Here is a 17,304-nt window from a genome sequence, read left to right on the forward strand (position 1 = left end):
CATGACCTATCAACCGAAAGTCATTCGGTGCCGCCTCCATACGGGCGGCAAGACCATTCAGAAAATCCGGGAGAGGTACGCCGGACAGGGCATGACATACCGGGATTTCGAGAGCATTCAGCGGGCGAATGAAGAGTTTGACGGGCTGGTGGTCCTGCTGTCCCTTTGGGACTACGACAACCACGAAGCCTATCACCTGCATAACTGGAACCCGGAGGACGACGAACGAATGATGATGGCAATTTATCATTCCGAGCAGGTCCACCCGTTCCCCCGATACAAAAACGCCCTTGAACAGTTCAAGGCGGATTGGGCCGCGGGGACCTACGACCCCGGCGCGACACTATGTTTTCAGCCAGAGGACGTGGAGGAAATCGAAGTTCTTTGCGAAGAGATCGTGCCGGAGCCGCAGACGGCCACACCACCGCCCCGGACACCCAAAAAGAAGCGCAGGAAGCGGCGCAGAAAGTGAGGAAGCCGGAATGGGTGAACAACAGAAAATGACCATCGAAGAGGCCATAGCGATTCTTGACCCGGAGACAAGCCGCGCCGCCCTGTTTGGTTATCGGTATTTCGGAGGGTTCAGAGGTTCGAAAGCGGTGCTTGCGGCCACGGAAGAGGCGTGCCGCGTGGCTGTCCGTGTCATGCGGGAATACCTCGAAAAGAAAGGCGGTGAACCCGTATGAAGTTGAAGAAAGTCGCTTCCCTTTGCAGTAAAACGAAAATCTTCTGTCTGTATGACCGGGAGGAATCCGGCGGAGAGGTTTCACAATGGCTTGGGGATTCATCCGCAATTTACCCGATCACAGGACTTCCATACATGGATGAAGAAAATATCTATTCCATGTTCGACATTTCGGCCAAACAGCAAGAGAAGATCATATTCCGCCACCAGCACGCGCCGGAGGGAATCAACATTTCCGACACGGACCCGACGGAACACCGGATTGACGAAGAGAGCCTTTCACTGGTGTACGACGGCGGCGTGTTGAAGCCGTTGCAAACGCGGAACGGGATTTCGTTCATTCAGAACAAGTATTTATCGCCGCTGGAAGATGTAATTGACATGGTGCAGTTGTACGAGCGGGAAACCCCGCAGGGAATGACGTACATTGTCGCAAAGACCGGGCTTTTCGTCGCGGCGGTCATCATGCCGTATAACGTCATCAATGAAAAGTTCGTCTACCACCTTTCCGCGCTGGCCCGGCAATGTAGCCGCGCGCTGGCGGAAAAGAAGATAGACCGACCCGCGACGGAAGCCATAGACAAAACACAGTACCGAATCAACGTAGACGAAAGCACCGGGGAAATCATCAATTTCCCCGGAGAAACGGAGGCAGAACAATGAAACTTGCGGCATTCAACGCAACGTGCCCTTTTGAGATCGGGGACAAAATCAAGAGCCGCCGGAGAGTGAAGCCGGGAGAGGCGGAGACGTTCAGACTTGACCCGGCGGCGGTTGTCGAAGAGGTCCACACGATCACCGACATTGTGTGCGTACATAGCGTGAAGAACGGGACCGTTACATTCCTGTATGAACTGGACAACAGCGGAAAGCTGGTCCATATTGCCGCGACCCCGCGCCCGGAACAACGGGAAGCCGCGACACAAAGCGGAGGCGTAATGCTGATTGCAGGGGATGAAAGCGGCCCACTTCCGCCGGAATTCGTGGACTTCATCAAGCGACGGTTCGAGTAACGCCGCGCCGGACAGAACAGAAAGTAGGCGACAACATGACAACCATAAAAATTTCCGCCTCTTGCCCCTATGAGATAGGCGACAAGATCGTGACGGGGCGGGAAATACACCCGCCGGAACTGGCGTTCAAATTCCCGGCGGCGGTCCGCACGATCACCGACATTGTGTGCCAGTACAGCGCGCAGACCGGGGAAGCCGTATTCCTGTATGAACCGGACGGGCGCGGCCCACTGGTGCGGCTGGAAGCGCCGCCGCGGAAGAAGAAACGGAAATAATCGCCCGCCGGAGCGGGGCAAATTCAGCAAGGAGGTTTGAACGGTGAAAACTATATCAATCATCAACCTAAAAGGCGGCGTGGCAAAGACGCTGACCGCCGACAACATGGCCCACGTCCTCGCGGTTTTCCACAAAAAGCGGGTTTTACTTGTGGATAACGACAAGCAGGGCAACACGTCAAAGGCATTCGGGGTCCATTCCTACGATGAAAAGAGCCTTTCCGACGTTCTGACCGCCCGGCGGATGGACGTTCGGGAGGTCATCAAAAAGACCCGGTTCGAGAATATCGACGTATTGCCCGCTAACATGACGCTGATTCGCGCCAACATGGAAGTTATGATGGACACCACCCGGCCCCAGCAAACGCGCCTGCGGGCCGCGCTGGACCCCGTAGCGGGGCAATATGACTTCTGCATTATCGACAATGCACCTGACATCAACATTTCCACAATAAACGCCCTTGTCGCCTCTGACGACGTGATTATTCCGATCAAAATTGACAAGTACGCTTTCGACGGGCTGGCAGAACTGAAAGAGCAGATCGAGGACACGCGGGACGACCTGAACCCGCGTTTGCGGCTGGCCGGGTGCCTGATTACCTGCTTTATCAGGGCAGACGCAGAGAAGCAGGGCGAAGCGTGGTTGCGGAGCCGCCCGGAATACCCCGTATTTGACACCCGCATTCGGTATTCAGAGAAAGTCACCGAAAGCACCTTTTCGGAAATGCCGATTGCAGAATATAGCCGCCGGAGCGGAACAGCTATGGACTATATCGCATTCGTGAGGGAATACCTGAACCGCGGGAAGGAATAAAACCGTCCGATTCGGACAGAAAGGGGCGCACATTATGGGAAGATTTAATTTGAACCAGATTTTGAACGACGCTTCACGGCAGGCGGCGGAGGGCGGCGGAAACACCACGCCCCGCCCTGCTGAAAGCGAGATTAAGAAAATCAGCGTCTTTGACCTTGTGCCGTCAGAAGATAACTTCTATTCCATGCGGGAGATTGAAGAACTGAAAGCGGCAATCGAGATCGCCGGGAAGGTCCTGCAAAACCTAACCGTCGTCCCGCTCGAAAACGGGAAATACAAAGTCATTGCAGGACACCGCCGCCGCCTCGCGTCGCTGTCCCTTGTGGAAGATGGAAAGCCGCAATATGAATTCGTCACCTGTTCCGTGGAGCCAAACGAAGAAGCGGCGGAAGATCAGGAAATCCGGGACGGCCTGAACCTGATTGTCACCAACTCCCAGCGGGAGAAAACGGCGTGGGACAAGATCGAGGAAGTGCGCTACTTGCGGGACGTGCTGGAAAAGGCAAAGACCCGCCCGCGGTTCGTGGCCGTCCTGCAAAGGATTGTCGCAACCGTGTTCGGAGACAGCAGGGTTCAGGCAGACGGGACCCGCGATTTTATCGCAAAAGTGCTTCACACAAGCCCGGCGCAGATCGGAAGATATGACACCATCATTCGCCACTTGTCCCCGGAGTTCAAAGAGGAATTGAAAGAGGACCGCATAAACCTTTCGACCGCCTATGAACTGGCAGGATTGCCGGAAGAAGAACAGCGTGCCGCATTCGATGACTACCAGAGAACCGGGGAAATCTCTATAAAGGCCGCAAGAGAGCGGAAGCCGCAAGCGGCCCCGCCCCCTCCCCCGCCGCAGGACGGAGAGAAAAACACCCCGCCCGCCGAACCCGTCCGGAAGCGAGAGCAGACACCACCGCCCCCGGCGCATTGCATACCGTCCACGGTGAAGCCGCCGGAAATTGAATGGGACAACCAGACGGAAGCAGAAATGCCCGGAGACGGCCAGCAGAGGGCGCAGGACACGCCGAGCACGCCCGCCGGGGAAGATAACCCGGAGGAACAGGAAGAACCGACAGAGGCCGCGCGTAGGCCAGCAGAGACGGAAAGACAAGCGCCGAAAGAAACGCGGTGCGTTGGGCGTGGAATTTGCCCTTTCTGCGGGGAATCTTTCGACGCGGGACAGGCCACCCGTTACAACACATTCGGCACACAGGCCGTCGGCCCTGTGCGTTGCCCCCATTGTGGAAAGACGCTGAAAATCTTGTGTTCGGTGGAATACATATGCTACCCGGACGAAGAATGAGGGCGCGCCGATGGAACTTGAATACGAGATCACCACGGAGCAGGCAAACGCCGCCGCGCGGGTTTTAAGGGCCGCGGGGATAAAAACGGAAAAGCTGGCGGAAACCTTGCGGCAGGCCGCGGAAGTGTTTGCAATGGCGTTCGGCGTAGTTGCGGAAGCGTTCAACATTCTTTCCGACACGTGGGAGCAGATAGAAGAAAGCGGCGTGCTTGGCATCGTGGAAGAGCCGCGCGCCCGGCGGAAGAAGCAGAACCGGGCGCGGGCAAGGGTTATCGAACAGAAATACCGGGCGGAAATTCGGAGGGTGGAAAATGAACGCATTTACCGACGAATATACAAGCCGCCCTGACAGCAAAGCGGAGGAAGCGAACGTGAACAGGGAAAAAGTTATTGTGATTCTGCATTATTACCGGGACGCAGACAAAGCAATCAAAATGAACGAGCGGGTTATAAAGAACCTCGAAGATCAGTATTATTCCACGCTGGGCGCTGTCAATTCCGACGGTATGCCGCACGGAAAAGGGACGACTTCAAACCAGGTTGAACGCGTTGTGCTGAATATACCCGGTTCGGTTACAAGGACCATTGACCGACTACGCCGGGAAAATGAGGAAACCGAACGCGTGAAAGCGGAGATCGCAGAAGAATTGAAGTGCCTGAACTATACGGAAAAGGCGCTGGTTTTGGGGTTCTACATAAACGGCGAACACTGGGAACGCCTGTCAGCGCGTGTCAATTATAGCCCGCGGCAATGTCGGAGCATTCGGGCCGTTGCGCTGGACCGTCTGGCGAAGCGTTTTGCGGTGAATAAGACTATTTCACGTTACCGCTTCCCGGAAAAATAAGATTGCCACCCATTGCCCGTTTTTCGTGGTAAAATTGGTATTGTGGAAAATGAACACAACGATTCGGGCGGGGTGCGGCGGCAAACCGCCCGGACGAAGGAAAACGGACCATGTTTTGAACATGGCCCGTTTTTTACGCGCTTCCGTGGGGAGCCGGGAAGCGAAAAATGAAAAACAAACGAAGGAGGCCGCGGCGCATGGCACGCGAAAGAAGCCCGGAGCGGGACGAAGCGCGCCGGGTATGGCTTGAATCCGGCGGGACCATGACCGCCCGGCAGATTGCCGAAAAAGTGGGCGCGAAGCCCGAACAGGTGCGGAAATGGAAAAGCCTTGATGGTTGGCAAGCGGCCCTTGAAGCGCAGAAGCCGAAAAGGAAGCGAGGGGGCCAGCCGGGGAACAAGAACGCCGCGGGCGCTGGCGCGCCTGTCGGGAACAAGAATGCTGAAACACACGGGGCATATTCGACGGTTCGGCTTTGCGATCTCCCGCCTAAACAGCGGGAATATATCGAGGGAATCACGCTGGACACTGAAACAAATATGCTTGCAGAATTGCAGTTGCTTATTGCAAAAGAAGCCGACCTGCAAAATAAAATCACGGCGCTTGAAAAGGGCGACCCGGACGCGCTGTATATTGACCGTGTTGTTGAAATGCGCACCCCAAAAGGAACAGCGCGGTTAGAGCAACAGCGGGAGAAGCTGGAAGCCCTGCAACGGGAAGAAGATACCATGCTTTGGGATATGGACGGGACAGAGGGAAAGAAGCCAACCAGACAGCAGGAAAAGAAGCTGGAACGCCTGCAACGTGAGATTGCCGCCTTGCAGGACACCACGGGCGACAAGGAACGCGAACTTGAACGCGAGGGCTACAACGTGACAATGCAGACCGTTATAAAAGCAAGCGTGTTCGACCGTGTTATGAAACTGGAAGCTGAACTAAACAAGATACACGGGCGAATCATTAAACTATTGGATTCGATCAAGGGCTATGAGATGGAGAGCCGCCGGGTTCGCCTCGAAGAGCGGAAATATAATCTTGCAAAGCAGAAACTTTCGGGGGCTTATGACATCGACCCTGACACGGGAGAGATCAACGACGAAGCGGAAGAGCCGGACGAATTGGAAATCTAAACCGCGGGTCCTTCTGGCGGAAATTCCCGCCTGCGGGTCCGGCGAGCCCCGGCGTTTTTTTAGATACGAAATTTTTTTGAACGCTTCCGGGGCCGGGAAAATTTTTTAAGGGGGTATGCCAAAAAAAGCGCGGGAGGGGTGGAAAAACGGTGAAACTTTACGACGCGAAAGCGGTTGCCCGATTCCTCGACGTGTCGGAACGACGGGTGCGGCAGTTGCGCGACGAAAAGGTGATCGCGGAAGTTCGCCCCGGCTTGTACGACCTGATCGACACGAACCACCGCTATATAAATTATCTCCGAAAGAGGAATCCGGAGAGCGAAGAGACGATAGACTACAACACCGAGCGGGCGAAGCTGGTTCGGGCAAAGCGGAAGAATGAAGAATACGAATTGCAGTTGAAAGAAAACACGCTTCACGCCGCGGCGGACATCGAAGCCGTTATGACGGATATGCTGGTAAACTTCAAATCCCGCCTGATGGCGATTCCGTCAAAGCTGGCCCCGGTCCTTTGCAAGAAAACGGACAAGGCAGAGATATTCGCCCTGCTGAAAGATCATATCGACGAAGCATTGATGGAACTTTCCGATTTCAAAACTACGTTCGGGGAAAGGGGGAACAGCAATGAAAAAAGCGACGGTTGACCTGTTCACCCGGATTTTTGCGGTGCTGGCCCCTCCCCCGAATATGACCATATCGCAATGGGCGGATAAATACCGCCGCTTGTCCTCCGAATCGTCGGCGGAGCCGGGCCAATGGCGCACATCAAAGGCCCCATACCAGCGGGAGATTATGGACGCAGTTTGCGACATGCGGATTCAAAAAGTAGTCATCATGTCGGCGGCGCAGATCGGGAAAACGGACGCGCTGATTCTGAACCCGATCGGCTACTATATGCACTACGACCCGTCCCCGATCATGGTCATGCAACCGACCATTCAAATGGCGGAAACATTCTCAAAAGACCGACTTTCCCCGATGTTGCGGGACACCCCCGTTTTACGGGACAAGGTGAACGACAAGAGCCGGAACAGCGGAAACACGATCTTGCAGAAAATTTTCCCAGGCGGTCATGTGACGATGGTTGGCGCAAATTCGCCGTCCTCCCTCGCCTCCCGCCCGATTCGGATTCTGCTTGCGGACGAAATCGACCGATACCCGGCCACGGCTGGCAATGAGGGCGACCCCCTGTTGCTGGCAGGGAAACGGCTTGCGACCTTTTGGAACAAGAAAGAAGTGTGCGTGAGTACACCGACCAACAAGGAAACGTCCAGAATTGCCGTTGAATTTGAACACAGCACGCAAGAGGAATGGAACGTACCTTGTCCGGCGTGCGGGGCATACACGCCGCTTTTGTGGGCGAATATCATTTTTGACCGGGACAAGCTGGACGAAATCGGGTGCGCTTGCCCGGCGTGCGGCGTGGTTTCCAGCGAAACGGAGTGGAAAGAGCAGTTCGGAAAGGGTAAATTCGTCGCGGCACACCCGGAACGAAAAGTGCGCGGATTCCATTTGAACGCCCTCGCTTCCCTCTTTGTGGAATGGCGGGAAATCGTTGAAAAATTCCTGACTGCAAACGAAGAGAAGAAAAAAGGCAACATCGAACTTCTAAAAGTTTGGACAAATACCGAAATGGGCGAAACGTGGGAGGAAGAGGGCGAACAAATCGAAACGGACGACCTCTTCAAACGCCGCGAACGCTATAATTGCGAGGTCCCGGAAGAAGTGCTGGTGCTGACTGCGGGCGTAGACGTGCAGGACGACCGCTTTGAAGTGGAGGTTGTCGGCTGGGGCGTGGACAAGGAAAGCTGGGGAATCAAGTATCAGGTGATCTACGGCGACTTGAAGTTGAAGCCCGTATGGGACGAATTGGACAAATTTCTTTCGCAGACGTTCACCACCGCAGACGGGCGGCGGCTGAAAATTATTTGCGCCTGCGTGGATTCCGGCGGACACTTCACGACACAGGTTTACCGATTCTGCAAAGAGCGGACGGCCCGGCGCGTGTTCGCAATCAAGGGAAAAGGTGGCGCGGAAGTGCCGTACTTCAACAGGCCGTCAACAGCAAACAATATCAAGGCCCCTCTTTTCACTGTCGGAGTTGACACGGGCAAAGCCCTTTTATATCAACGGCTGGCGGTGCAGGAAGAGGGGCCGAATTATTGCCATTTTCCGCGGGAAAAGGACCGGGGGTACACGCAAGAGTATTTCCGCGGACTGACCGCCGAAAAAATGGTGATCACCTATAAGCGCGGAAAAGCGCAATACGTCTGGACACTGAAAGACGGCGGGTACAAGCGGAATGAACCGCTTGATATTCGGAACTATGCGACCGTCGCTTTGGAAATCGCGAATCCGATTTTGAAACGGACGGAGCGGGACGCGGCCACAGCCGCCCCCGCGCAGAAGCGGCGGGGCAGACGATCAAGAACCAACGGAGGTATTTTGTAAATGGCGGGAATCAGCCTTGAAATCGCAAGAAAGCACCTTTCCGCATGGCTGGAAGCGGAATTGGAGGTTACGACACACCAAAGTTATACCATCGGTTCGCGGAGCCTGACAAAAGCAGACCTTGCGGACATCCGGCAACAAATCGAATTTTGGAAAAACGAGGTTGCACGGCTGGAAAACGTCGAAAAGCGCGGCGGGCGAAACCGCGTTTTCCGTGTGGTCCCGCGGGACCTTTAAGACCATGACAAAGGAGGCGAAGCGGGTTGAACACGCTTGACCGAATGATTGCCGCAGTATCGCCGCAACGGGCCGTGAAGCGCGCCGCCGCCCGCCGGAAGCTGGAAATACTGGACAGCGGGTACAGCAACTACGGCGCGTCACAGACAAAAAAATCAATGCTGGGCTGGTTGTATGGCGGCGGGTCCGCAAAAGAGGATATACAAGAGAACCTTTCCGTCCTCCGGCAACGGTGCCGCGATCTTTACATGGGCGTACCGCTGGCAACGGGCGCGCTGAAAACGTGCCGGACAAATGTTGTCGGCGCGGGGTTGCGGCTGAAAAGTCAAATTGACTATGAGGCGTTGGGAATGGATGAAGAAACAGCCCGCGACCTTGAACGCAAGATCGAGCGGGAATTTTCCTTGTGGGCGGATTCCCCGGCCTGCGACCTTGAACGGCTGGACAATTTCTATGAACTGCAACAACTGGCTTTTCTGAACTGGCTTATGAGCGGCGACGTGATCGCCACGTTGCCAGTGACAAAGCGGGTGAACTGCCCGTATGACCTGCGAATCTGTCTGATTGAGGCGGACCGATTGAGCAACCCGAACGGGACGGTTGACCCGCATTTCGTCGGAGGCGTGGAAACCAACGACGCGGGCGAGGTAATCGCGTACCATATCAGCAAGCATCATCCGTTGTCTTACGACGCGAGCGAATACGGGTGGACGCGCGTTGAAGCATGGGGCGCAAAAACAGGGCGGCGGAACGTGCTTCACATTATGAACCGGGAGCGCATCGGGCAAAGGCGCGGCGTGCCATTTTTAGCCCCTGTCATTGAAGCGTTGAAGCAGTTGGGCCGATATACCGACGCGGAACTTGTCGCCGCCGTGGTTTCCGGCATGTTCACAGTGTTCATCGAAAAGGAATCCGCGTCCAGTGACGGAACCTTTGGCGAGATCATCCCGGAGGAAGCGCAGGTGGACGCGGGCGACGACAGCACGATTGAACTTGCGCCCGGCGCAATCGTGGACTTGAACGAGGGAGAAAAGGCGCACGACATGAACCCCGGCAGGCCGAACACGGCGTTTGACGGGTTCGTGGTTGCGATTTGCAGGCAGATCGGCGCGGCCCTCGAAATCCCCTATGAACTATTGGTAAAGAACTTCAACGCGTCTTACAGCGCGTCCCGCGGGGCGTTGCTGGAAGCGTGGAAAATGTTCCGAATGTACCGGACATGGCTTGCAAATGACTTCTGCCAACCGATTTATGAAGAATGGTTTGCGGAGGCCGTGGCAAAGGGACGAATCCCCGCGCCCGGATTTTTTGGCGACCCTATCATTCGCAAGGCATACACAGGCGCGGAATGGAACGGTCCGGCGCAGGGGCTTTTGAACCCCGTGCAGGAAGTGACTGCGGCGGAAAAACGGGTACAGAACGGATTTTCCACCCGCGACCGGGAAGCAATGGAAATGAACGGGTCCGATTTCTACCGGAACGCCGCGCAGATCAAACGGGAAGAAAAAATGTTAAGGGAGGCGAAAGCAGATGGCACAGGAACAGAGCCGGGCGCAGGCCCAGCACAAACAGGTAAAAAATAAGCATTTCTGGACGTTCCGGGCCGCGGCGGGAGATAACGCCGCCCCGGAACTGATTTTATATGGCGATATTGCTTCCGAAACGTGGTGGGGCGACGAAGTGACCCCGCGGCAGTTTACGGAGGAATTGGACGCGCTGGGGGCGGTCCCCGAAATCGTTGTCCGAATCAACAGCGGCGGCGGAGACGTGTTCGCCGCGAATGCGATTTACACCCGCCTAAAGGATAACGCGGCAAAGATCACCGTAAAAATCGACGGATGGGCCGCGTCCGCCGCGACGATCGTTGCAATGGCAGGCGACGTGATCGAGATTCCGGGGAACGGCGTTTTCATGGTGCATGACCCGTCCTTGGGCTTGCTGGGCTACTTCAACGAAGCGGACCTTGCAAAGATGACCGAGGAATTAAAAGTGGTCAAACAGTCTATTGTGAACGCTTATGTTCTGAAAACCGGAAAAGACGCGGCGGAGGTTGCCGCGATTATGGCGGCGGAAAGCTGGTTTGACGGGAAACAGGCGGTTGACGCTGGCTTTTGCGACAAGCTGATGTTTGAGGACGCGGAAACTACCATTGAAAACGCCGCGAAAATCGTTGTCAACAGCGTTTCGCTGGACCTGAACCGTTATCCGAATATGCCGATTTCGTTGTTAAACCGCACGACGGCTCGCGCGCACGGCGGTTTTTCAAATAAACCAACCATAAATGAACCGAAAAGGAGCGAAGAGAACATGGACGGAATCAAAGACATTAAGACCGTGGCCGACCTGAAAGCGGCTTTCCCAGACCTGACAAAGCAGATCGAGGAAGCGGCAACCGACGCGGAGCGCAAGCGCATTCAGGACATCGAGGACGTGGCGATTGCGGGCTATGAAACCATCGTGGCGGACGCAAAGTTCAAGACCCCCATTGCCGCGGGAGACGTTGCGAAAGCGATTCTTGCGGAGCAGAAGAAGCAGGGCGGCAAGTACATTCAGGACCGCGACGACGACGCGCACGCGAGCGGAGCGGGCGACGTTGGAACCGGAGGACAGCGAGAGGGAGCGGGCGGCGACGGCCCCGATGAAGTGGACGCGGCCATTGACAAGCTGTTCCCCGACGTGAAGTAAGGAGGAAAGAAGCATGTACGAGATTCAGAAAGACCAGACAAGCCCGGTGAACTTTTTTGCGGGCGATTATCCCGTTGCAACGGCGGTCCGCGAGGTTTCGAGCGGGAAGAGCGTCAAGAAATACGACCCCGTGAAGCTGGTTGACGGAAAGGTGGAACCCGTCGTCAAGGTGGAGGCGAGCGAGGCGAACAGCGGAAGTACAATTCCGGCGAAAACGGAGTACGAGAACACCACGGCGGGAATCTACGGCATTGCGGCGGGCGACGCGGGAGCCGGAGAAGATGTCGTTGTTTACCTGACGGGCGAATTTTTCGCGGACGCAATCAATCTCCCGGACAGTGTGACCGCGGAAACCCTGACAACCGCATTCCGAAATATCGGAATCTTTTTGAAGTAAAGGAGAGGAAACGAAATGGGAATCGAAACTACCATCTATACCCCCCGCACGCTGGGGAAACTGGTTCGGCGTATGCCCCCGGTGCATACGTTCTTCCGCGATACTTTTTTCAAGAACCGCCGGACGTTCAACACGAAGAGCGTTGACGTGGACTTCAAAAAGGGGTCCCGCGCCCTTGCGCCCTTTGTTCATCCGAAAGTGGGCGGGAAAACCATCCTAAACACGGGCTATCAGACGAAGAGTTACACCCCCGTTCTGCTGGCCCCGAACAAGATCACCACCGTTGACGACCTGTTGGAGCGGGCCGCGGGCGAGGACCCTTACAGCGGCAGAAAGCCCGCGGAACGCGCCGTGGAAAAGCTGGCGGAGGATTTGCGGGAACTGAACGAAATGATCGTGCGCCGGGAAGAGTGGATGGCGGCGACGGCGATCTTTACGGGGCAGATTCCGATTGTTGGCGAGGGTGTGAATGAGGTCATCGACTTTGACTTCACCAACAAAGAAACCATCGTGTCCGCCGAAAAGAAGTGGGACAACGCGCAGAGCGACCCGCTGGCAGACATTGAGCGGTGGCACGAAATCGTACAGCGGGAAGGTTTCGTGAACTGCAATGTCTGCGTCATGGCGAAAGATGTTGCAACAGCGTTCATTAACCACGCAAAGGTTAAAGAAGTGCTGGACGTGAAAGCCTATGATCTTGCGGTCATCAAGCCCCGGCAACTTCCGAACGGAGCAACTTACATCGGCACGTATCACAAGTTGGGGCTTGACTTCTATCAGTACAACGAATGGTATCTGGACGACTGGACGGAGCCGGGCGAACCGGAAAACAAGCCCATTGTACCGGACAAGCACATTGCTTTGCTTTATACGGAGGCGGATTACTCCATCTACTACGGCGCAATCACTATGATTCCCGAAGAGGGCAAGGGATTTGTCACCGTGGAGGGCGACAAGGTGCCGCAGACATGGATTGAACGCCGCCCGGACCGCCGCTTCCTGCAAATCAACAGCAAGCCGCTGACCGTCCCCCATGAGGTCAATAGCTGGTACGTGGCGCAGGTACTTTAACCATGAATTTCAAAGATCAGGTGGAGCGGGATTTGACCGCCGTATTCCACAACAGCCGGGAACACGCCGACGTTGTGGAATTCTGGATTGACGGAATCCGCTACAAAGGCCCGGTCATCATCGACGACGGCGGGGCGCAGGACCGGAAGAAACCGTCCACGGACCACGTGGACGGTTTGATTCTTGTCGATCTTGTCATGTATGTTCCGCTGTCCCTGTTGAAAACCATCCCGCAAAAGGACCTGAACGTGGAAATCGGGGATTGCCTGTACCGAATCACAAAGGTTCACCCGGAAGCCGGGGAAATCGTGCTTTACATGGAGGCGTTGACCGAATGATTCAGATTACAGCCGACCAGATCGAGCGGGTGAACCTGATTCTTTCCGGCGTTCCAAAAGGTGCGGAAAAGGCAATGGCAAGCGTCATCCGCCGGGCCAACAACACCGTGAGATCAGAAGCCCTAAAGGGCATCACGAGCGTTTACGCAATCACCCGGCAGAATGTCCGGGCAGATACCACAATCAAAGTGAGGACGCAGAAAGTGGACGGCGGGGTTGTGGGAATGGTATCGTTTGCCGGGTACAAAATCCCCCTTTACCGCTTCAATGTCTCCCCGACCCTCCCTGTCCAGCGCGCGACCGTTTCGGCGGCGGTGCTGGCGGAGAGCGGGCGAACCCCGTTTGCACACGCATTTATCGCAAAAATGAAAAGCGGTCATACGGGCATGTTCGAGCGGGACGGGACAGGCAGACTTCCGATCACCGAGTTCATGGGGCCGTCCGCCGCACAGATGGCGGCGAACAGTGTAGTTGTGGAGCAGGTGGAGGAAAAGGCGCAGGAAGTCATAAACAAGCGGATTGAACATGAAATCACCCGGATTCTGAACGGTTACGGAGGATAAGCCATGACACCTTTAGACCTTTTGGACGTGCTGGAAGAGTTCGTGCGGCGCGAAACAAAGGACATGCTTTTACCTGTCCGCGTAGACCGCCGGAGCGGAGAGCCGAAAGAGCGGCCCGCGGAAATTTACAAAATGCGGTTGCCGACCAAAAAGGCGCAGACCGAGCGCGTCCCCTATCTGCTGTTGCAGTACATCAAAAGCACAGACACACAGGAGCCGGGACAGGAACCGGAAAGTGTTTGTACGGTACGCATCGTCGCCGCGACGTATTCGGAGGACGAAAGCGAGGGCGCAACATGCGTCCTGAACCTGCTGACCCGAATCCGGGTTGCCCTGTTGAAAGACGGCGTGATTGGAGAGCGGTACATGCTGAAACCGCCCCTTGAAATGATTGTGTACCCGGATGGAACGACAGCCCCCTACTATTTGGGGGAAATGATGACGGAATGGGAAATGCCAGTTGTAGAAAGTGAGGTTCAAAAAGTATGGCAATGAACTATAAACCCAGCATGACGAAAGCGGAATTGCTGGAAATCGCCACCGCAAACGGCGTGCAGGCCGATGACAGTATGACAAAAACGGCGATTCTTGCCGCGCTGGACGGCGCAAACAGCCGCGCGCCCGACGGGGCGGAACTGAACACCAGCCCGGAGGAAACCGCCGCAGACGGCCAACAGGCCGCACAGAGCGGCGCAGGACAGGCCGGGGACAGAGAGGGGACCGAGGACACCGCCGGGCAGGAAACGCCCGCAGAGGACGCGCAGGAAGCCCCGGAGGGGTACAACCTGTTCGTCTATGCCGGGCCGTCCCTCCCACGCGGGAGACTGAAAGAAAATGCCGTGTTCAACGGGACGTTCGAGGACGTGAAAGCGTACCTTGCGGACGTGATCGCGGACTATCCCCTTGTAGCGCGGATGATCGTCCCTGTTGAGCGGCTTTCCGCGTTTCACGTCAAGGTGAAAACGCCCGGAAACCTTGCACACAAGTATTACAACGACATTGTTTCGACAATGCGGGGAAACAAGGAGGTATAACAAATGGCAGAGTATTTCCACGGGGTTTCGACGCGGCAGGTTGACACGTCGGTTTCGACCCCTGTTACGGCAGATTCCGGGATTGCGTTCGTCGTAGGCGCGGCCCCGGCGCACACCGTCGGCGGAAGCGTGAACGACCCGATCATGTGCCAGAGTTACGCGGAGGCCGTGGCCGCTATGGGGTACAGCGATAACTGGGGAAACTATCCGATTTGCGAAGCGATCTACGCACAGTTCAAGCTGTACGGCGTATCGCCCGTCGTATTCGTGAACATTCTGGACCCCGCAAAGCACAAGAAGAGCGTTTCGGAGCAGAATTACGCTGTCACGGACGGAAAGGTTCTTTTGCCGCTGGAAGCCCTGAAAGACACGGTGAAAGTCACCGACTATACCGCAGGCGAGGATTTCGACCTGTTCTACGAGGGCGAAAATCTGATTCTTGAAGTGATCGAGGGCGGGAGCATCCCAGAGCGGACGGGAGAACTGACCATTGCGTTTGACGCGGTGGACCCCTCCAAAATCGCGGAGAAAGATATTATCGGCGGTTTTGAGGTAAGCACAAAGAAATATTCCGGGCTGGAACTGATTGACAAGGTTTTCCCGAAATATGGAATTGTGTGCGACATGATTCTTGCGCCGGGATGGTCCCATAAGTCAACTGTCGCGGCGGCAATGCGGGCAAAGGCGGAAACCATCAACGGCGTTTTCCACGGCGCAAAGGCCCTGATCGACATTGACACAACAGAAGTCACGCATTATGCAGACGCGCCCGCGTGGAAGAAAACGCAGAACATCAACGACAAGGCGGAAATCCTTTGCTGGCCCCTGTTCGGGCTGGGCGATTACGTGTTTCACGCGTCGGTCCACACCGCGGCACGGATGACGGCGACCGATTCGGACAACGGCGGTTGCCCGGCGGAAAGTCCCTCCAACAAGTCTTTGCAGATCGACCGGGCGTGCCTTGCCGACGGGACCACCGTTCTTCTCGACCTGAATCAAGCAAACTATCTGAACAGCAACGGCATTGTAACCGCGCTGAATTTCATCGGCGGGTATGTCCTTTGGGGCAATGAAACCGCCTGCTTCCCCGCCGATACGGACGTGAAGAACTACTTCATTCCCGTGTCGCGCATGTTCGGATGGGTTGCGAATTCGCTTGTCCTGTCCTATTGGAGCAAGCTGGACAAGAAGATGACGCGCCGCCTGATCGACAGCATCGTGAATTCCGTCAATATCTGGCTGAACGGCCTTGTCAACGAGGAAAAACTGCTGGGCGGGCGCGTGGAATTTCTGGAAGAGGAAAACAGCGAAACCGCGCTTATGGCTGGCAAGGCAGTTTTCCACATCTACATGACCCCGCCCAGCCCGATGAAAGAATGCGAATTCGTATTGGAGTACGACGCGGACTATGTTTCGTCGGCTTTGGCGGCATAAGGAGGGAAAGACAACATGAAAGTTGACAACGGCACAACCAACTTTGCCGTGTATGAGGACGCGACGGAGTTTTACGGAATGGCGGAAGCTACGCTTCCTGAAATCTCGCAGATCACGGAGGAAGTCAAGGGCGCGGGAATCGCGGGCGCGTTCAACGGCGCGTTCGTCGGGCATATCGAGGCAATGACGCTGACCCTGAATTTCCGTTCTGTGACCGCCGACGCAATCAAACTGGCAGAGCCGCGCAACCACCAGCTTGACTTGCGCGCGGCACAACAGTATTGGGACAACAGCGCGGGCAAGTTCATTCAACAGGCGGTAAAACACGTGCTGATGGTAACGCCGACGAAGTTCGCGCCCGGAAAGCTGGCCCCCGCCGCCTCCGCGGAAGCGTCCGGGGAGTATGCGGCAACCTATTTCGCAACATACATCGACGGGAAAAAGGTCCTCGAAATTGATATTATCAATTTCATTTACTACATCAACGGAACCGACTATCTGGCCGACGTTAGAAAGGCACTTGGCAAGGCATAAGCCCGGCGGGGTCCTCCCCGCTGGGCTTTCCTTTGCCCTTTTTCTGTATTTGAACCTATGAAAATCTGAATGGAGGAATTGACCATGAACGACACCGAGAAAAAAACCACCACAGAGGGCGCAGAGCGGCCCGCAGGCGCGGCGGAAGCCGTCACCCATGGACCAGCACAGGAAGCCGCAGAGAAGCCCGCAGAGGGCAACACGGGCGTTTATACGCACGTGTTCAAGAAGCCTTTCGAGTATGAGGGAAAGACCTACACCGAACTGACGTTCAATTTCGAGCGGCTTTCCGGGCGCGACATGGTTTCCATTGAAACCGAAATGCAGATGAACAACGAATACGCCCTTGCACCGGAAATTTCCCGGAGTTTTCAAGGGAAGATGGCGGCAAAGGCCGCGGGCATCGGAAGCGACGTGCTGGAAGCAATGCCCCTGAAAGATTTCAACAAGATCACCAACGCGGCCAGAAGTTTTTTAATCGACACGGGCTTTTAAGAAGCC

The 17,304-nt window shown here is 55.8% G+C and carries 24 protein-coding genes; all 24 read left to right on the forward strand.

The annotated features are described in order from the left end of the window. Position 1 precedes the first annotated feature (1 nt). Positions 2 to 472 carry a hypothetical protein gene (locus NE547_RS11485; RefSeq protein ID WP_148337769.1) on the forward strand — a complete coding sequence of 157 codons (471 nt, stop codon included), beginning with the start codon at positions 2 to 4 and terminating at the stop codon, positions 470 to 472. Positions 473 to 482: 10 nt separating this feature from the next. Then, on the forward strand, positions 483 to 686 hold the full coding sequence (locus NE547_RS11490) for a hypothetical protein (RefSeq protein ID WP_148337767.1): 204 nt from the start codon (positions 483 to 485) through the stop codon (positions 684 to 686). Beyond that, on the forward strand, positions 683 to 1,348 hold the full coding sequence (locus tag NE547_RS11495; RefSeq protein WP_148337765.1) for a hypothetical protein: 666 nt from the start codon (positions 683 to 685) through the stop codon (positions 1,346 to 1,348). The genes NE547_RS11490 and NE547_RS11495 overlap by 4 nt, the downstream gene beginning before the upstream one ends. Next, on the forward strand, positions 1,345 to 1,698 hold the full coding sequence (locus NE547_RS11500) for a hypothetical protein (RefSeq protein ID WP_148337763.1): 354 nt from the start codon (positions 1,345 to 1,347) through the stop codon (positions 1,696 to 1,698). Before NE547_RS11495 ends, NE547_RS11500 begins: the two co-directional genes overlap by 4 nt. A 35-nt stretch (positions 1,699 to 1,733) precedes the next feature. Beyond that, positions 1,734 to 1,973 (forward strand): hypothetical protein, encoded by a 240-nt coding sequence (locus NE547_RS11505; RefSeq protein WP_256175999.1) that lies wholly within the window; start codon positions 1,734 to 1,736, stop codon positions 1,971 to 1,973. Positions 1,974 to 2,016: 43 nt separating this feature from the next. After that, entirely contained in the window at positions 2,017 to 2,787 is a 771-nt protein-coding gene (locus NE547_RS11510) for a ParA family protein (protein WP_256176000.1), read from the forward strand. Between the two features lie 49 nt (positions 2,788 to 2,836). After that, positions 2,837 to 4,084, forward strand: coding sequence for a ParB/RepB/Spo0J family partition protein (locus NE547_RS11515; protein ID WP_256176001.1), 1,248 nt, complete (start codon positions 2,837 to 2,839; stop codon positions 4,082 to 4,084). A gap of 10 nt (positions 4,085 to 4,094) precedes the next feature. Continuing rightward, positions 4,095 to 4,433: a hypothetical protein gene (locus NE547_RS11520; RefSeq protein WP_256176002.1), complete on the forward strand. Its 339-nt coding sequence runs from the start codon at positions 4,095 to 4,097 to the stop codon at positions 4,431 to 4,433. After that, a complete protein-coding gene (locus tag NE547_RS11525; protein WP_256176003.1) occupies positions 4,396 to 4,929 on the forward strand; it encodes a hypothetical protein in 534 nt (177 codons plus the stop codon). The genes NE547_RS11520 and NE547_RS11525 overlap by 38 nt, the downstream gene beginning before the upstream one ends. 197 nt (positions 4,930 to 5,126) lie before the next feature. Continuing rightward, positions 5,127 to 6,059, forward strand: coding sequence for a phage terminase small subunit (gene terS, locus NE547_RS11530; protein ID WP_256176004.1), 933 nt, complete (start codon positions 5,127 to 5,129; stop codon positions 6,057 to 6,059). 149 nt (positions 6,060 to 6,208) lie between these two features. Further along, positions 6,209 to 6,703, forward strand: coding sequence for a hypothetical protein (locus NE547_RS11535; protein ID WP_148337749.1), 495 nt, complete (start codon positions 6,209 to 6,211; stop codon positions 6,701 to 6,703). Beyond that, on the forward strand, positions 6,684 to 8,510 hold the full coding sequence (locus NE547_RS11540; RefSeq protein ID WP_148337747.1) for a phage terminase large subunit family protein: 1,827 nt from the start codon (positions 6,684 to 6,686) through the stop codon (positions 8,508 to 8,510). Before NE547_RS11535 ends, NE547_RS11540 begins: the two co-directional genes overlap by 20 nt. Continuing rightward, the gene (locus NE547_RS11545) at positions 8,511 to 8,747 is read left to right on the forward strand and encodes a DUF6148 family protein (protein ID WP_148337745.1); all 237 of its coding nucleotides are present in this window, start codon (positions 8,511 to 8,513) and stop codon (positions 8,745 to 8,747) included. A 26-nt stretch (positions 8,748 to 8,773) separates the two neighbouring features. Then, positions 8,774 to 10,330 (forward strand): phage portal protein, encoded by a 1,557-nt coding sequence (locus tag NE547_RS11550; protein WP_370866847.1) that lies wholly within the window; start codon positions 8,774 to 8,776, stop codon positions 10,328 to 10,330. Then, positions 10,278 to 11,432 carry a head maturation protease, ClpP-related gene (locus tag NE547_RS11555; RefSeq protein ID WP_148337744.1) on the forward strand — a complete coding sequence of 385 codons (1,155 nt, stop codon included), beginning with the start codon at positions 10,278 to 10,280 and terminating at the stop codon, positions 11,430 to 11,432. Before NE547_RS11550 ends, NE547_RS11555 begins: the two co-directional genes overlap by 53 nt. A gap of 13 nt (positions 11,433 to 11,445) precedes the next feature. After that, positions 11,446 to 11,829 carry a hypothetical protein gene (locus tag NE547_RS11560; RefSeq protein ID WP_148337742.1) on the forward strand — a complete coding sequence of 128 codons (384 nt, stop codon included), beginning with the start codon at positions 11,446 to 11,448 and terminating at the stop codon, positions 11,827 to 11,829. Positions 11,830 to 11,844: 15 nt separating this feature from the next. Next, positions 11,845 to 12,900, forward strand: coding sequence for a major capsid protein (locus NE547_RS11565; protein WP_148337740.1), 1,056 nt, complete (start codon positions 11,845 to 11,847; stop codon positions 12,898 to 12,900). Between the two features lie 2 nt (positions 12,901 to 12,902). Beyond that, a complete protein-coding gene (locus NE547_RS11570; RefSeq protein ID WP_148337738.1) occupies positions 12,903 to 13,238 on the forward strand; it encodes a hypothetical protein in 336 nt (111 codons plus the stop codon). Next, positions 13,235 to 13,801, forward strand: coding sequence for a phage tail protein (locus NE547_RS11575; RefSeq protein WP_148337736.1), 567 nt, complete (start codon positions 13,235 to 13,237; stop codon positions 13,799 to 13,801). Before NE547_RS11570 ends, NE547_RS11575 begins: the two co-directional genes overlap by 4 nt. Before the next feature lie 3 nt (positions 13,802 to 13,804). After that, positions 13,805 to 14,296, forward strand: a complete 492-nt coding sequence (locus tag NE547_RS11580) for a hypothetical protein (protein WP_148337734.1) — start codon at positions 13,805 to 13,807, stop codon at positions 14,294 to 14,296. Then, positions 14,287 to 14,835: a hypothetical protein gene (locus NE547_RS11585; protein WP_148337732.1), complete on the forward strand. Its 549-nt coding sequence runs from the start codon at positions 14,287 to 14,289 to the stop codon at positions 14,833 to 14,835. Before NE547_RS11580 ends, NE547_RS11585 begins: the two co-directional genes overlap by 10 nt. Before the next feature lie 3 nt (positions 14,836 to 14,838). Beyond that, a complete protein-coding gene (locus NE547_RS11590) occupies positions 14,839 to 16,269 on the forward strand; it encodes a phage tail protein (protein WP_172697897.1) in 1,431 nt (476 codons plus the stop codon). A 15-nt stretch (positions 16,270 to 16,284) separates the two neighbouring features. Then, positions 16,285 to 16,803, forward strand: coding sequence for a phage major tail tube protein (locus tag NE547_RS11595; protein WP_148337728.1), 519 nt, complete (start codon positions 16,285 to 16,287; stop codon positions 16,801 to 16,803). 84 nt (positions 16,804 to 16,887) lie between these two features. Further along, positions 16,888 to 17,298, forward strand: coding sequence for a phage tail assembly protein (locus NE547_RS11600; RefSeq protein ID WP_256176005.1), 411 nt, complete (start codon positions 16,888 to 16,890; stop codon positions 17,296 to 17,298). Positions 17,299 to 17,304 lie beyond the last annotated feature (6 nt).

This window comes from Flavonifractor sp. DFI.6.63, assembly GCF_024462255.1.
Taxonomy (GTDB): Bacteria; Bacillota; Clostridia; order Oscillospirales; family Oscillospiraceae; genus Lawsonibacter_A; species Lawsonibacter_A hominis.

What these genes read in the sequence shown, in the direction of transcription:
- NE547_RS11485 (WP_148337769.1), top strand. Translation starts at nt 2, where the DNA reads ATGACCTATCAACCGAAAGTCATTCGGTGCCGCCTCCATACGGGCGGC.
- NE547_RS11490 (WP_148337767.1), top strand. Translation starts at nt 483, where the DNA reads ATGGGTGAACAACAGAAAATGACCATCGAAGAGGCCATAGCGATTCTT.
- NE547_RS11495 (WP_148337765.1), top strand. Translation starts at nt 683, where the DNA reads ATGAAGTTGAAGAAAGTCGCTTCCCTTTGCAGTAAAACGAAAATCTTC.
- NE547_RS11500 (WP_148337763.1), top strand. Translation starts at nt 1,345, where the DNA reads ATGAAACTTGCGGCATTCAACGCAACGTGCCCTTTTGAGATCGGGGAC.
- NE547_RS11505 (WP_256175999.1), top strand. Translation starts at nt 1,734, where the DNA reads ATGACAACCATAAAAATTTCCGCCTCTTGCCCCTATGAGATAGGCGAC.
- NE547_RS11520 (WP_256176002.1), top strand. Translation starts at nt 4,095, where the DNA reads ATGGAACTTGAATACGAGATCACCACGGAGCAGGCAAACGCCGCCGCG.
- NE547_RS11525 (WP_256176003.1), top strand. Translation starts at nt 4,396, where the DNA reads ATGAACGCATTTACCGACGAATATACAAGCCGCCCTGACAGCAAAGCG.
- terS (WP_256176004.1), top strand. Translation starts at nt 5,127, where the DNA reads ATGGCACGCGAAAGAAGCCCGGAGCGGGACGAAGCGCGCCGGGTATGG.
- NE547_RS11540 (WP_148337747.1), top strand. Translation starts at nt 6,684, where the DNA reads ATGAAAAAAGCGACGGTTGACCTGTTCACCCGGATTTTTGCGGTGCTG.
- NE547_RS11545 (WP_148337745.1), top strand. Translation starts at nt 8,511, where the DNA reads ATGGCGGGAATCAGCCTTGAAATCGCAAGAAAGCACCTTTCCGCATGG.
- NE547_RS11555 (WP_148337744.1), top strand. Translation starts at nt 10,278, where the DNA reads ATGGCACAGGAACAGAGCCGGGCGCAGGCCCAGCACAAACAGGTAAAA.
- NE547_RS11560 (WP_148337742.1), top strand. Translation starts at nt 11,446, where the DNA reads ATGTACGAGATTCAGAAAGACCAGACAAGCCCGGTGAACTTTTTTGCG.
- NE547_RS11565 (WP_148337740.1), top strand. Translation starts at nt 11,845, where the DNA reads ATGGGAATCGAAACTACCATCTATACCCCCCGCACGCTGGGGAAACTG.
- NE547_RS11570 (WP_148337738.1), top strand. Translation starts at nt 12,903, where the DNA reads ATGAATTTCAAAGATCAGGTGGAGCGGGATTTGACCGCCGTATTCCAC.
- NE547_RS11575 (WP_148337736.1), top strand. Translation starts at nt 13,235, where the DNA reads ATGATTCAGATTACAGCCGACCAGATCGAGCGGGTGAACCTGATTCTT.
- NE547_RS11580 (WP_148337734.1), top strand. Translation starts at nt 13,805, where the DNA reads ATGACACCTTTAGACCTTTTGGACGTGCTGGAAGAGTTCGTGCGGCGC.
- NE547_RS11585 (WP_148337732.1), top strand. Translation starts at nt 14,287, where the DNA reads ATGGCAATGAACTATAAACCCAGCATGACGAAAGCGGAATTGCTGGAA.
- NE547_RS11590 (WP_172697897.1), top strand. Translation starts at nt 14,839, where the DNA reads ATGGCAGAGTATTTCCACGGGGTTTCGACGCGGCAGGTTGACACGTCG.
- NE547_RS11595 (WP_148337728.1), top strand. Translation starts at nt 16,285, where the DNA reads ATGAAAGTTGACAACGGCACAACCAACTTTGCCGTGTATGAGGACGCG.
- NE547_RS11600 (WP_256176005.1), top strand. Translation starts at nt 16,888, where the DNA reads ATGAACGACACCGAGAAAAAAACCACCACAGAGGGCGCAGAGCGGCCC.